This window comes from Hydrogenophaga borbori (assembly GCF_003417535.1).
In the GTDB taxonomy this organism is placed as follows: domain Bacteria; phylum Pseudomonadota; class Gammaproteobacteria; order Burkholderiales; family Burkholderiaceae_C; genus Hydrogenophaga; species Hydrogenophaga borbori.
Genome location: NZ_QVLS01000011.1, coordinates 144,404 through 158,013 on the forward strand (window position 1 = coordinate 144,404; position 13,610 = coordinate 158,013).

11 protein-coding genes are annotated in these 13,610 nt (G+C 70.9%); 3 read left to right on the forward strand and 8 right to left on the reverse strand.

What is annotated here, in order from left to right; genetic code table 11:
- Positions 1 to 2 precede the first annotated feature (2 nt).
- Positions 3 to 923: an ornithine cyclodeaminase family protein gene (locus DY262_RS16905; protein ID WP_116960275.1), complete on the forward strand. Its 921-nt coding sequence runs from the start codon at positions 3 to 5 to the stop codon at positions 921 to 923.
- A gap of 102 nt (positions 924 to 1,025) precedes the next feature.
- Here DY262_RS16905 and DY262_RS16910 read toward each other — a convergent pair whose 3' ends face one another.
- The 3 genes from DY262_RS16910 to DY262_RS16920 all read right to left on the reverse strand — a co-directional run bounded on the left by DY262_RS16910 (position 1,026) and on the right by DY262_RS16920 (position 4,469).
- Positions 1,026 to 1,679 carry a GntR family transcriptional regulator gene (locus DY262_RS16910; protein ID WP_116960276.1) on the reverse strand — a complete coding sequence of 218 codons (654 nt, stop codon included), beginning with the start codon at positions 1,677 to 1,679 and terminating at the stop codon, positions 1,026 to 1,028.
- A 193-nt stretch (positions 1,680 to 1,872) separates the two neighbouring features.
- Complete coding sequence (locus DY262_RS16915) at positions 1,873 to 2,904, reverse strand: porin (protein WP_116960277.1); 1,032 nt, start codon at positions 2,902 to 2,904, stop codon at positions 1,873 to 1,875.
- A gap of 35 nt (positions 2,905 to 2,939) precedes the next feature.
- Entirely contained in the window at positions 2,940 to 4,469 is a 1,530-nt protein-coding gene (locus DY262_RS16920; protein ID WP_116960278.1) for a hypothetical protein, read from the reverse strand.
- Between the two features lie 479 nt (positions 4,470 to 4,948).
- Here DY262_RS16920 and DY262_RS16925 point away from each other — a divergent pair, with 479 nt between their 5' ends.
- The gene (locus DY262_RS16925; RefSeq protein ID WP_116960279.1) at positions 4,949 to 6,430 is read left to right on the forward strand and encodes a gamma-glutamyltransferase family protein; all 1,482 of its coding nucleotides are present in this window, start codon (positions 4,949 to 4,951) and stop codon (positions 6,428 to 6,430) included.
- A gap of 35 nt (positions 6,431 to 6,465) precedes the next feature.
- Positions 6,466 to 7,086 carry a glutathione S-transferase family protein gene (locus DY262_RS16930; protein ID WP_116960280.1) on the forward strand — a complete coding sequence of 207 codons (621 nt, stop codon included), beginning with the start codon at positions 6,466 to 6,468 and terminating at the stop codon, positions 7,084 to 7,086.
- Positions 7,087 to 7,093: 7 nt separating this feature from the next.
- Here the strand turns inward: DY262_RS16930 and DY262_RS16935 are convergent, their stop codons facing one another.
- The 5 genes from DY262_RS16935 to phnE form a co-directional block, all read right to left on the reverse strand.
- Positions 7,094 to 8,686, reverse strand: a complete 1,593-nt coding sequence (locus DY262_RS16935) for a methyl-accepting chemotaxis protein (protein ID WP_116960281.1) — start codon at positions 8,684 to 8,686, stop codon at positions 7,094 to 7,096.
- A 256-nt stretch (positions 8,687 to 8,942) separates the two neighbouring features.
- Complete coding sequence (phnY, locus tag DY262_RS16940; protein WP_116960282.1) at positions 8,943 to 10,388, reverse strand: phosphonoacetaldehyde dehydrogenase; 1,446 nt, start codon at positions 10,386 to 10,388, stop codon at positions 8,943 to 8,945.
- Between the two features lie 58 nt (positions 10,389 to 10,446).
- A complete protein-coding gene (psrA, locus tag DY262_RS16945; RefSeq protein WP_116960283.1) occupies positions 10,447 to 11,544 on the reverse strand; it encodes an iron-containing alcohol dehydrogenase PsrA in 1,098 nt (365 codons plus the stop codon).
- 8 nt (positions 11,545 to 11,552) lie between these two features.
- Positions 11,553 to 12,794 carry a phosphonoacetate hydrolase gene (phnA, locus tag DY262_RS16950; RefSeq protein ID WP_116960284.1) on the reverse strand — a complete coding sequence of 414 codons (1,242 nt, stop codon included), beginning with the start codon at positions 12,792 to 12,794 and terminating at the stop codon, positions 11,553 to 11,555.
- Positions 12,794 to 13,609, reverse strand: coding sequence for a phosphonate ABC transporter, permease protein PhnE (gene phnE / locus DY262_RS16955; RefSeq protein WP_116960285.1), 816 nt, complete (start codon positions 13,607 to 13,609; stop codon positions 12,794 to 12,796). Before phnE ends, phnA begins: the two co-directional genes overlap by 1 nt.
- Between the last annotated feature and the right edge of the window lies 1 nt (position 13,610).

The window sequence follows — 13,610 nt, forward strand, 5'->3', positions numbered from 1 at the left end:
CCATGCAACACATCACCGACGCCGTCGTCGACGCCACCATCAGCCCCGAGGACGCGCAGGCCGTGCTCGACGACGCCTTCGCGCGCTTCGGCCGCGGCGAGGCGGCGATGCAGGCGCGCGTGCGCACCGAGGCCGGCGGCGTCAAGCTCTCCACCCTGGGCGCGGTGGTGCCGGGCCAGGGCGTGGTCGGCGCCAAGGTCTACACCACCATCCAGGGGCAGTTCACCTTCGTCATCCTGCTGTTCGCCGCCGACGACGGCCGCGCGCTGGCCTCGTTCGACGCCGGTGCCATCACGCGGCTGCGCACCGCTGCCTGCTCGGTGATCGCGGCGCGCCACCTGGCGCGCGCCGACGCGCGGGTGATGGCCCTGTACGGCGCCGGCGTGCAGGGCCGCATGCACGCCGTTCAGATGGCGCGCGCCTTCTCCCTGGGCGAAATCCGCGTGAGCGACCCCTACGCACCGCCCACGCTGGCCGAGGAACTGCAGGCCGCCTGCGGCGTGCCGGTGCGCCTGTGCGCGCCCGAGGCCGCGGTGGAGGGCGCCGACATCGTGGTCACCGCCTCGCGTTCCACCACGCCGCTGTTCCGCGGCGAGCAGCTGGCGCCGGGCAGCTTTGTGGCCGCCATTGGCTCCAGCCTGCCGCACACGCGCGAGCTCGACGACGCGGCCCTGCGCCGGGCCGCCACCATCGCCGTGGAGTGGAAGCCGCAGACCCTGCAGGAAGCGGGCGATCTGGTGCTGGCCGCGCCCGGCGCGCTGGACCCCGCGCGCATCGTCGAGCTGGGCGAGCTGGCGGCGGGCCTCAAGCCCGGCCGCCAGGACCCGCAGGCGGTCACGCTCTACAAGTCGGTGGGCGTGGGCCTGGAAGATGTGGCGCTGGCCGGTCTGGTGTGGCAGCGCCTGCAAGGCGCCGCGAACTGAAGCGGCCCCCAGGCCAGAGATGCCGCGGAACCGGCTTTGCCGGGCCGCTGGCATCGCCCCCTTGAGGGGGGGGCGCGCGCAGCGCGGCGGGGGCGTTCCTGTTCAGGGCTCCATCTGCGCCGCGTTGTACACGTGGCGCATGGCGAGCAGCGAGGCGAGTTCCGCGTCGCCCTTGATCACCGCGCGCAGGATCGCGGCGTGCTCGTCCCAGTTCTGCTGGCCGCGCGTGCGGTTGAGTGGGGCGAAGATCAGCGCGGTGCGGTCGCGCAGCGAGCGCATCAGCTCCTGCAGCACCGAATTGGCGGCGATGCTGCCCAAGGCGTCGTGAAAGCGCTGGTTCATCTCCAGCAGCGCGGCCTGGTCGTCGCTGGTGGCCATGCGCGTGCCCTCGGCCAGGATGCTTTCCATCGCGGCGATCTGCTTCTCGTCGTGGCGTTGCGCGGCGAGCTTGGCGTTGAGGCCTTCGAGCGTGGCGCGCACCTCGACCAGTTCGCGCACCTGCTCGGGCGAGAAGGCGGTGACCGAGGCGCCGCGGCGCGGCTCGATGGTGACCAGGCCTTCGGCGGCCAGCTGGCGCAGGGCCTCGCGCACGGGCATGCGCGAGACGCCGAGTTCGTCGGAGAGGCGGCTCTCCACCAGGCGCTCGCCCGGCGAGATGGTGCCACCCATGATGCGTTCGCGCAGGGCCTCGACCACCAGCGTGGTCAGGGGCGAATGGCTCGCCCCCAGCGAGGCTTCCTTGCGTGGCAGGTTCATGGTGTGGGCGTGGCTCTGTGTTCGGCGGGGCGTCGGGCGGGGCCGGGGCAGGGTCCGAAGCCGGCCGATTCTATTCGAGCGCCCAAAAAAGACCGCGGCCCGAAGCCGCGGCGAATGCCCTGACGTGAAGGGCTCCAAAGGAAAACTCGACGGATGAACAGCGGGGGAACACAGGCCCCCCCGCGCGTCCACGTCAGAACAGGTGGTACATGCCCACGCCCAGCACGCTGCCGTCCTGGTCGGGGGCGCCCGGCGTCTTGATGGTGTTGGCGCGGTAGCCGCCGTACAGCGTGGTGCGTTTGCTCAGGCTGTAGAAGGCCGCCACGCTCCAGCCCGTGCGCTTGACGTCCGGCGCGCCGGGCGCCACCGTGGTGACCAGCTTGCCCGTGTAGTTGGGGTCGCCCACGAAGCCCGTGACCGAGCCCTTGGACTGCGCGATGCCGCCCGACAGCAGCCAGCCACCGGCCAGGGGCACGTCGGCGGCGATGGTCCATTCCTTGGTGTCGTCCGCGCCGTAGGCCACGCGGCCGTAGCTGGCCAGCAGCTTGGCAGGGCCGAAGTCGTACGAGCCGTTGACGCGCGTGAACTTGATCGCCGTCGAGTTGCTCGTGGCCTTCTCGTTCTGGAACGCGACGCCGGCGAACACCGGACCGCCCGCGTACTTGACGTGCACGCTGGTGATCGAGCCGGCGCCGTCGGCGGCGGTCTTGTTCTCGCCGGTGCCGTAGCTCACCACGCCGCTGAAGCCGCCGAAGTTGGGCGAGGCGTAGTAGATGCCGTTGTTCGGCGCGTCCTTGTACGAGGTGCTCAGCCACGCGCCCTGGTTGGGCGCGAGCACCGAGTTCTTGGCCGCCAGCGCCGTGCCGCTGATGTCGTCGAACGCGCTCCAGGCCTTGCCGAAGCGCAGGTCGCCGAAGCCGCCCGAGATGCCGACCCAGGACTGGCGCGTGAACGACAGGGCGGGTGCGCCGCCGCTGTCCATCGCGAAGCCCGACTCGAGCTGGAAGTTGGCCTTGTAGCCACCGCCCAGGTCTTCGCTGCCCTTGAAGCCGAAGCGGCTTTCATAGACGCCGCTGCTGTCGAGCTTGCTCATGCGCAGGCCGGTGGCGGGGTTCTTCTGGCTCGACAGGTACATGTCGGCCAGGCCGTACAGGGTGACGCTCGATTGCGCCATGGCCGCGCCGGTGGCCAGCGTGGCGGAGACGAGCAGGATGCTTTTTTTCATGGGAATACCGCAGGTTGGGGTGGGGGGGAGGGGATTCAGAACAGCACGACGGCCAGCGCGGTGGACGCCGCCAGGCCGATGAGCACCGGCGGCGCGAGCACGCGCACCAGGTCGGTGACCGGGACCCGCGCGAAGCCGGCCACGGCAATCAGCGAAGACCAGGCGATCAGCGTGCCGCCGCCGGTCCAGATCGCGCCCATCTGGCCGATGGCGGCGAGCGTGGTGGCGTCGATGTTGGAGACCGGGCCCAGGGCGCCGGCGAGCGCGCCGGTCAGCGGCAGGCCGGAGAAGCCCGAGCCGTCGATGCCCGTGACCATGCCCACGATCAGCAGGCCGAAGGCCACGAACAGCGGGTTGTGCGGGATCCAGTCCTGCGCGCTGCGCACCAGGTCAAACAGCAGGCTGGGGGTTTGCGATGCGTCGCCGCCGAAGATGGCGGCCGCGGTTTCGCTGGCGCCCAGGAAGAAGAAGCCCGCGATCGGCAGCACCGAGCCCATGGCACGGAAAGCGAACACGAAGCCCTCGGTGATGTGGTCGGCGCTGGCCTCCAGCATCTGGCGCGCGCCCTTCATGGCCAGCGTGGCGAAGATCATCAGCAGCGCGGCGGCGCCGCCCACCAGCGACGCGCCCGCGCCGCCCTTGAAGTCGCCCAGCGGCACGCCCAGCTTGGGCAGCACCATCAGCACGATCACCGTCAGGAACACCAGCGGCGTGACGATGGCGAACAGCTTGGACCACTTGAACTCGTCGGCCGGCACGCTCTGCAGCTCGCGCTTGAGGTCCTGGCTGGTCACCGGCTGGTGCTCGCGGCTGGTGCCCTGGGCGATCTCGGCCTTGTGGGTCGTGCCTTCGTGCTCGTGCGCCAGTTCGCCCTTGACGGCCAGTTCCTGCCAGCGCTCCAGGTGCAGCGGGCTGGCGGGCTGGAATTTGCGGCGGTGGAAGATGAAGATCAGCACCAGCGCGACCACGCCGGTGATGATGGACAGCGCCAGCGCGCGATCGGCGATCACCGCCGCCGCCGCGCCCGCGGCCTTGGCGCTGATGCCGGGGGCCACGCCGATCACATAGTCGGACGACAGCGCCATGCCCTGGCCGGCCACGGCGATGGCGGCCGCGCCCACGATGGGCGGCAGGCCGGCCGCGATGGCGGCGGGCAGCAGCACCGCGCACACCAGCGGCACGGCGGGCGTGGGCCAGAAGAACAGCGAGATGAAGTAGGTGATGGCCGCGAGCAACAGGTACGACACCGGCCCGTTCTTCATCAACAGGCGGAAGGGCCGCACCATCAGGATGTCGGACTTCAAGGCCTTGAGGGCGTTGAGCAGCGACGTCATCAGCGCGATCACCAGGAAGATGTTGAACAGCTCCTTGGCGGCCACCAGGCTGGCGCTGTAGACGCTGCCCACGCCAGCGAGGGGGTTGCCCGTCCAGGCCAGGCCGACGAGAAAGGTGGCGGCGATCGAGGGCACGAGCACGTTCGCGCGGAACACCATCGTCACGATGATGCTGATCACGCCGAGCAGGTACATCCAGTGCGCCGCTGTCAGGGTTACGTTGGAATCCATGGGTTTGTCCGTGGGTGGTGCCTGCAGGGTCAGGCGGTGGTTGGTGGGCTGCGACCGGTGCGGGCGGCACCGTGGGGTGGTTGGCCGGCGACCTTCCCTCTTGTTTCCGCCGGCGTGGTTCTGTGCTTGGCTGCCCTGTATTCAGGCGCAGGTGCTTCGGTGGCGGGCGAAATGGTATACAGAATACTGTTTGGGCGTTCTAGGGTTTTCCCGCGCCGAAAGGGGGCGCTTGTCGACCCAGAGTGGTGCGTTTTTTCCCGTTCTGGGGGTGGTTTTGGGGAGTTTGGGGTGTGGCGATGGCATCTGTGAATACCGTATACATTTGATGCCGCCACGGAATGCAGGCTTCGTGCCAGGCCGGACCCACGCCTTCAAAGCAGGGGTCGGCTCGCGAAGCGAGGGGCCTGGCTAGGCCCCGCCCCATGGTTTGCCGCTGCCCCGGTCTGTTTGTATACTGTATCCTTTAAGGCGAAATTCCCATGCACAACAGCGCCCTTCCCCGTGCGGTTCGCGGCGAGACGGCCATGGTGGCGACCGGCCACCCCCTGGCGGCGCAGGCCGCGGCGGGCGCGCTGGCCCAGGGTGGCAGCGCGGTGGACGCGGCCATCGCGGCGGACGCCGTGATGGGTGTGGTGGAACCCATGGCCACCGGCATCGGCGGCGACCTGCTGGCCATGCTGGTGCCGCCGGGCGCCGAACCGCAGAGCTACAACGGCTCGGGCCGCTCGCCGATGGCCTTCGAGGCTGGGCTGCTGGCGCCGTTTCCCGGCGCCCGGCTGCCCGAGCGCCACGTGCACACCCTCACCGTGCCGGGCGCGGTGCGCGGCTGGCACGACCTGCACCAGCGGCATGGGCGGCTGCCCTGGCGCGGGCTGTTCGCGGCGGCGATCGCCGCCGCCCGGGACGGCTTTGCCGTCGGCGCCGTCGCCGCGCGCGAGTGGGCGCTGTTCCAGCCGGTGATCGCCAGCGACCCGGTGAGCGCGCGCCTGTACCGCGCCGACGCCCCGCCGCGCGCGGGCGATGCCTTCCACAACCCCGAACTGGCGGCGACCCTGGAGGCCATCGCCCACGGCGGCCCCGACGCCTTCTACCGGGGCGCGCCCGCCGCCGCGGCCGAGCAGGCCAGCCGCGCGCGTGGCGGTGTGCTCACCGCCAGCGACTTCGCGGCCCACAGTGGCGGGTTCTGCACGCCGCTGCGCGGGCGCTTCCGGGGCCTGGAGGTGCTGCAGTGCCCGCCCAACACCCACGGCCTGGCCGTGCTGCACGCCCTGCAAGCCCTGGACGCGCTGCCGTTGGACCCCGAGGACCCGCGCAGCGCGCTGGACATGGTCCGCTGCATGGGCGAGGCCATGGCCCACGCCAAGCGCGTGGTCGCCGACCCGGCGGGCAACACCGTGTGCACGGTGGTGGTCGACGCCGAGGGGTTCGCGGTCACGCTGATGAGCAGCGTGTTCAAGCGCTTCGGCAGCGGCATTGGCGTGCCGGGCGCCGGTTTCGCCTTGCAGAACCGCGGTTTCGGCTTCGCCCCGCCGGGCCAGCTCAACGGCGCCGCGCCGGGCAAGCGCCCGTACCACACGGTGGTGCCCGGGGCCGCGCTGCGCGGCGGCGCCTTCCACGCCGGCTTCGGCGTGGTGGGCGGGGCCATGCAGCCCCAGGGCCAGGTGCAGCTGCTGGTGCGCCTGGCCGCCTGGGGGCAGGAGTTGCAGCAGGCGATCGCCGCGCCGCGCTGGCGCCTGGAGGGCGAGCGCGCCCTGGCGATCGAGGCCGGCACGCCCGAGCCCGTGGTGCGCGCGCTGCGCGCCGCCGGCTACGCCGAGCCCACCGGACAGGGTGAGCTGGGCGGGCGCAGCGACTTCGGCGGCGCGCAGATGGTGCTGCGCGCGCCCGATGGCCAGCTGCTCGGCGGCTCCGATCCGCGCAAGGACGGCATGGCCCTGGCCTGCGAGGCCGCGTCCCGCTGAACCCGCCTTTTCACCGACCCCTGTAAAGGACCCCCATGGCATTGACGATCTATGGCATCGCCGCGTCGCGCGCGATCCGCCCGCTCTGGGCCGCCGAGGAACTGGGCCTGCCCTACCGGCACGTGCCCTGGCACTACAACGGCCCCGAGACCCGCGAACCGGCCTATCTGGCGATCAACCCCAACGGCACGGTGCCCGCCATCGACGACGGCGGCCTGCTGCTGTTCGAGTCGCTGGCCATCACGCTGCACCTGGCGCAGACGCGCCCGGCGGGCGGGCTGTGGAGCGAGACGCCCGAGGGCGTCGCCGGTCTGTACCAGTGGACGCTGTGGGCCGCGACCGAGATCGAACCGCTGGCGCGCCAGTGGTTCCACCACACCAGCTTCCTGCCGCCCGAGCAGCGCATCGAATCGCTGGCCACGGCCGCCCTCGACAAGCTGCAGGCGCGCCTCGCGGTGCTCGAGCGCCACCTGGCCGGGCGCGAGTGGCTGGTGGGCGAGCGCTTCAGCGTCGCCGACCTGAACCTGGCCGCCGTGTTGCAGCGGCTCGATGCCCTGGGCCGCGGTGAACTGCCCCACACCCGGGCCTGGCACCAGCGCTGCCTGGCCCGGCCGGCGGCGCAGCGCGCCTGGGCACTGCGCCAAGCCAAGGCCTGAGCGGCGCTCAGGCGCGCGCCGGGCCGCTGGCGCCGCCCGCGTCCAGCAAGCGGAAGAAGCCCACCACCTCGGCCAGCCGCGCCGCCTGCGTGCGCAGGCTGTCGGCCGCGGCGGCGCTTTCCTCCACCAGCGCGGCGTTCTGCTGCGTGGCCTGGTCGAGCTGCGCGATGGCGCTGTTGACCTGGCCGATGCCATCGGTCTGCTCGCCGGTGGCGGCGCCGATCTCCGAGATCAGGTCCGTCACGCGGCGCACCTGGCCCACGATGTCGTCCATCGCCGCGCGCGCGTCGCCCACCAGGCGCGATCCCGATTCGACCTTGTCCACGCTGGCGCCGATCAAGGCCTTGATCTCCTTCGCGGCCTCGGCGCTGCGCTGGGCCAGGCTGCGCACCTCGCCGGCCACCACGGCGAAGCCGCGGCCCTGCTCGCCCGCGCGCGCCGCTTCCACGGCGGCGTTGAGCGCCAGGATGTTGGTCTGGAAGGCGATGCCGTCGATGACGCCGATGATGTCGCCGATCTTCTGGCTGCTGGACTGGATCTCCTGCATGGTGGCCACCACCTGGCCCACCACCTCGCCGCCCTTCACCGCGGCCGAGCTGGCCGAAGTGGCCAGTTGCGTGGCCTGGCGCGCGGTGTCGGCGCTGTTGCGCACGGTGGCGTTCATCTGCTCCATCGAGGCGGCGGTCTGCTGCAGGTTGCTGGCCTGCTGCTCGGTGCGGGTCGAGAGGTCGGCGTTGCCCGAGGCGATCTGCGCGCTGCCGGTGGCGATGCTGTCGCTGCCCTGGCGCACGTCACCCACGATGCGCACCAGGCTTTCGTTCATGGCCTTGAGGGCGGCCTGCAACTCGCCCAGCTCGTCGCGGCGCGTCACGGCGATGCTGGAGCGCAGATCGCCCGAGGCCACGGTCTGCGCCACGCTCACCGCCTCCTGGATGGGGCCGACGATGGAGCGTGTCATCAGCAGGGCCAGCATCAGCGCGGCCACCACGGCCATGGCGCTGCTGCCGATCATCAGGTTGCGGTTGCTGGCGTAGCTGGCGTTCGAGGCCTTGACCTCGTTCGCGGCCTGGTCGGCGGCATAGCCGAGGTAGGCATGGCCGGCCTTGATCAGGGCCTCGAGCAGCGGTCGGCAGTCCGCTTCCATGCGCTGCACCGCGCCCTCGCGGTCGCCTTTGACGGCGTGGTCCAGGATGTCCAGCGCCACCGGACCGTACTTCGCTTCCACGGCCACGAGCTCGTCGAACAGGCGGCGCTCCTGCGGGCTGGTGTGTTCGTCGCTGTCCAGTGCCTGGCGCAGCTCCTTGAAGCCCTCGACCACCTGGCCGTGGGCGACGGTGGTGGCGTTCTTCTCGTGTTCGCGGGCCGCGGGCGAGCCCACCAGCACGAGGTTGCGCACGCCGATGGCGCGCGCGTTGGCCGCGTCGAGCACGTTGTTGGCCAGCATCACGCGGTGCGAGGTTTCGCCCACGTACTGATTGAAGCTGTCGTGCTCGTGCCCGAGTGAGCGCACCGACAGCGTGGCCACCGCGAGCACGATGACCGCGAGCAGCATGAAACCGGCCATGAGCCGGACTTTGACGGACAGACGATCGATACCCATGACCCTGGCTCCCTTCCTTGGTGGACGCGTGGCTACCGGTGGGGTTCGCGGTCCCGATGGGGTTCCGCCTTCCGGATATCGACACGCGCCGCGCCAGGATTTCATGCGGCGCGACAGCCGGCTGGCGCCGTGCCACTTTGGTTGCCAGGGGAGGGGGATTCAGGCGCTGAAGTGCGGGCCTTCGATGTACAGGCCGGCGCCGGCCCGCGCCGGTCGTCACGACCTTAAGTGTCCAGCGGGACCTTGCCCGCCGGCTTCACCAGGGCATGGAGAAGGTCTTGCAGTTGGTGAAGGACTTGATCGCCTCCTGCACGCCTTCCTTGTAGCCCAGGCCCGAGTCCTTGATGCCGCCGAAGGGCGTGAGCTCGATGCGGTAGCCGGGCACCTCCCACAGGTTCACCGAGCCCACCTTCAGCTCGCGCGCGAAGCGCGCCGCGTCGTCGAAGCGGTTGGTGCAGATGCCCGAGGACAGGCCGAAGGCCGTGCCGTTGGACAGGCGGATCGCCTCGTCGATGTCCTTGAAGCCGATGATGGGCGAGACCGGGCCGAAGGTTTCCTCGCGCACCACCGTCATCTCGGGCCGCACGCGGTCGAGCACCGTGGGCGAGTAGAGCGCGCCGTCGCGCCGGTTGCCCACCAGCAGGCGGGCGCCCTGCACCACGGCGTCGTCCACCACGCGCTGGAAATGCGCCGCCGCGGCCTCGTCGATCACCGTGCCCATCTCGTTGCGGCGGTCCATCGGGTCGCCGTAGGTCCAGGCGCGGGTCTTGGCCACCACGCGCTCGGTGAAGTCGGCCAGCACCTTCTGGTGCACCAGCATGCGCTTGACGGCGGTGCAGCGCTGGCCCGAGTTCTTGTACGAGCCTTGCACCGCGAGGTCGCTGGCCTTGTCGAGGTCGGCGTCGTCCATCACGATCAGGGGGTCGTTGCCGCCCAGCTCCAGCACCAGGCGCTTGTAGCCCGCCTTGGCGGCGATGTACTTGCCGATGGCCACGCCGCCGGTGAAGGTGATGAGGTCCACGTGCGGGTTCGTGATCAGCTCGTCGGCGATCTCGCGCGGGTCGCCGCTCACCACCTGCAGCATCTCCGGTGGCAGGCCGGCCTCGTACAGCAGGTCGGCGAACCAGTACGCCGACAGCGGCACCTTCTCCGAGGGCTTGAGCACCATGCGGTTGTTGGTGGCCACGCTGGGCACCACCTTGTGCGCCACCTGGTTCATGGGGTGGTTGAAGGGCGTGATGGCCGTGATCACGCCCAGCAGCGGCTCGCGCGTGGTGATCACCTTGCGCCGCTTGCCGTGCGGCGTGAGGTCGCAGGAGAACACCTGGCCGTCGTCGCGCAGGGCCTCGTTGGCGCCGAAGTTCAGCACGTCGGCGACGCGGCCGATCTCGTACACGCTGTCCTTCTTGCTCAGGCCGGACTCGGCGGTGATCAGGTCGGAGCCGGCCTCGGTGCGCTCGCGCAGCAGCGCCGCCGCGCGGTTGAGGATGGCCGAGCGCTCGTAGCGCGTGAGCCGGGGCTGGTAGGCCTGGGCGATGTCCATGGCGCGGCGCACGTCCTCGACGCTGGCCATGGCCACGCTGCCCACGCGCTCGCCGTTGTAGGGGTTGAGCACGTCGAAGCGGCGGCCCGTGTGCACCTGTTCGCCGCCGATGCGCAGCGCCTCCTCGCGAAAGCAGGGGCTTTCCAACACGTCGCTCATTCGAATGCCTCCGCGCTGCGCGCTGTGGTGCGAGCCCCTTCGGGCGGCCGTGCGGTGCTCATGCGATCTCCTTTTCGGCACTGCCGATGAAATTGCGGCCGCGCGCGCCAGTCAGGGCGTGCGCCACCATCTGTTCGGCCTGTTCGTCGCTCACGCCGTAGTCGGCGAAGCGCGTGCGCACGCCCAGGCGTTCGATGAAGGCGGTGAGGCGCCCGGGCGCTTCGTCCAGGTCGCCCAGGGCCTGTGCCAGCACCGCGTCGCGGTCGGCACGGCGGCCGATGGCGCGCGCCAGCACCAGGGGCAGCGGGAAGGAGCAGGCGATGCCGTGTGGCAGGCCGTAGCGCAGCGTCATCTCGTAGGAGATGGAATGCGCCAGCGCGGTGCGCGTGTTCGAGAAGGCCATGCCGGCCTTGAGCGCGGCCAGCGCCATGCGCGCGCGCAGTTCGCGGTCGTCCAGGCGGTGCATCAGGCGCGGCAGGGCGTCCAGGATGTCGTGCACCGCCGCCACGGCGAAGGTGTCCGACACCGGGTTGGCGTTGACGTTCCAGATCGACTCCAGCGCGTGCGACAGCGCGTCCAGCCCGCTCTGCAGCGTCACCGACGCGGGCAGCGAGAGCATCAGCTCGGGGTCGATGATCGCGGCCGCGGGCCAGGTCTCCTTGAGGTGCAGCGAGTGCTTCACCTGGCGGCCACGGTCCCAGATGGTGGCCCAGGGCGTGACCTCGCTGCCGGTGCCGGCGGTGGTGGGCACGGCGATGAGCGCCTTCACGCCGGCCGGCGTGAACGGCTGGCCCGAGGCCAGCGCGGCCACCAGGGTGGCGAAGGCGCCGTCGGGCGTGCCCACCATCAGCGCCTTGGCGGTGTCGATGGCGCTGCCGCCGCCGAGCGCGACGATGGCCTCGGCGCCGCGGTCGTCGCCCCAGAAGGCTTCATAGGGCGCGGCGAGCTCGGCCACGTCGGGGTTGGGGCGAACGTCCTCGATGACGCCCACCAGGGCATCGCCCAGCAGCGCCTCGACCCGGGCCACCAGGCCCAGCGCGCGCGCCTCCGGAAACGTCACCAGCAGGGCCTTGCGACCGGCGAGCAGGCCGGGCAGGGAACACAGGGCCCCGGCCCCGTAGACGCTGCGCACGGGGTTGAAGTAGTCATGCGGCATGGGGACCTCTAGCGGTTGACAGCGACGTGGTTGAGCGCGAGGTCGAACACGTCGAAGTTGCGCAGCCGGCGGGTGGCGGGCACGCCCTGCAGCGGACGGTTGAACAGCAGCGGTACCTTCTGTTCCGAGAGGCCGCCGTGCGAGCGCAGCGGCACCGTGAGGCCGGAGAGGTCGTGCTTGTGCTCGCTGGTGCCCAGCACCGTGAGGTGGTCGCTCACGATGACCAGGTCGCCGATGCGCTCGGGCGGCAGTTCGAAGCGGCTGGCGGCCTGCTCGCGGCTGAGCACCACGTCGATGCCCGGCAGGGCCTCGATGGCGGCCCGCGCGCGCGCGATGGCCTCGGCGCTGGGCAGGTGCACGGTGGCGTAGGAGCCCAGCGCGCCGTGGTGCACCACGTACGGATCGGTGATGGGCAGGATCACGCGCGCCTGGCCTTCGCCGAGCAGGCCGTCGAGCACCTGCTGCAGATAGAGCACGCGCGGGCGGCCGGCGGCGTCGGTCTTGGCGCTCATGCCGTGGTCGGCGGTGAGGCCGATCACCGCGCCCAGGGCGTCGAGCCTGGCCAGGTAGCCGTCCATCATCTGGTAGAAGGCATTGGCCTCGGGCGTGCCGGGCGCGCACTTGTGCTGCACGTAGTCGGTGGTCGACAGGTACATCAGATCCAGCGGCCGCGTCTCCAGCAGGCGCACACCGGCGGCGAACACGAATTCGCTGAGGTCGGCGCTGTAGACCGAGGGAACGGGCTTGCCCACGAGCTCCAGCACGCCGTCGATGCCGCACTCGGCCACGCTGGCCTTGTCGGCCTTCTCGGCCGAGAAGCAGATGCCCTGCAGGCCGTGGCCCAGCAGCGTGCGCAGCTTGTCCTTGGCGGTGATCGCGGCCACCTTGGCGCCGCTGTCGGCGAAGGCCGCCAGCAGGGTGGGCACGCGCAGCCAGGCGGGGTCGTTCATCATGACCTCGCGGCCACTGTCGACGTCGTAGAAGTAGTTGCCGCAGATGCCGTGCACCGAGGGCGGCACGCCGGTCACGATGGACACGTTGTTGGGGTTGGTGAAACTGGGCACCACGCAGTCCCCGACCACCGACGCGCCTTTCTCCACCATGCGCTCGAGGTAGGGCGCCACGCCGGCCTGGATGGCCTGGGTCACGTAGTCGGGCTCGCAGCCGTCCACGCAGACCACCACCACCGGCTGTTGCGGCCGGGCATACCGACGGCCATTGACCGTCACCGAATCGACGCGGGCGTCCATCAACGCGCTCCCTTCTGGATCCAGGCGCGCAGCCTGGTGGACACGTAGTCGGCCGCCATCACCATCACGATGATCACCACGATGCAGGTGGCGGTGTCCTGGTATTGAAAGAGCTTCATGCTGCCGACCAGCTCGAAGCCGATGCCGCCCGCGCCCACCATGCCCAGCACCGTGGCCTGGCGCAGGTTGGTCTCGAAGCGGTAGAGAACGACGGCGATCCACGCGGTGATGACCTGGGGGATGACGCCGAAGATGACGGTCTGCACCGGGCCCGCGCCGGTGGCGCGCAGGGCCTCGATGGGGCCCTGGTCGATCTCTTCGATCGACTCGGAGAAGAACTTGCCGAGCATGCCCGCGCCGTGCACGGCCAGGGCCAGTACGCCGGGGAAGGGTCCCAGGCCCACCGCCGCCACGAACACCAGCGCGAGGATGATCTCGTTGATGCCGCGCGTGACGTTGAACACCTGGCGCGTGAAATGGAACACCGCCAGGTTGGGCGTGAGGTTGCGTGCCGCGAAGAAGCACACCGGCACGGCCATGATGACCGCGAGCAAGGTGCCCCAGAGGGCGATCTGCACGGTCTCGATGGCGGGCACCCACAGCTTGTCGAGGAAGGCCCAGTTGGGCGGCACCATGCGCGCCAGGAAGTCGCCGATCCAGGGCAGGCCCTTGCCGAGTTCGCCGAAGCTCACCTGGGCGCCGCGCGCGGCCCACCAGAGCACCATCAGCGCGGCCGCGCCAAGGCCCAGGCGCGGCCACCAGCCGGCCGAACCGGTGGGGCGCGCGACGAGCAGGGAGTAGGAGCCGATGTTCATG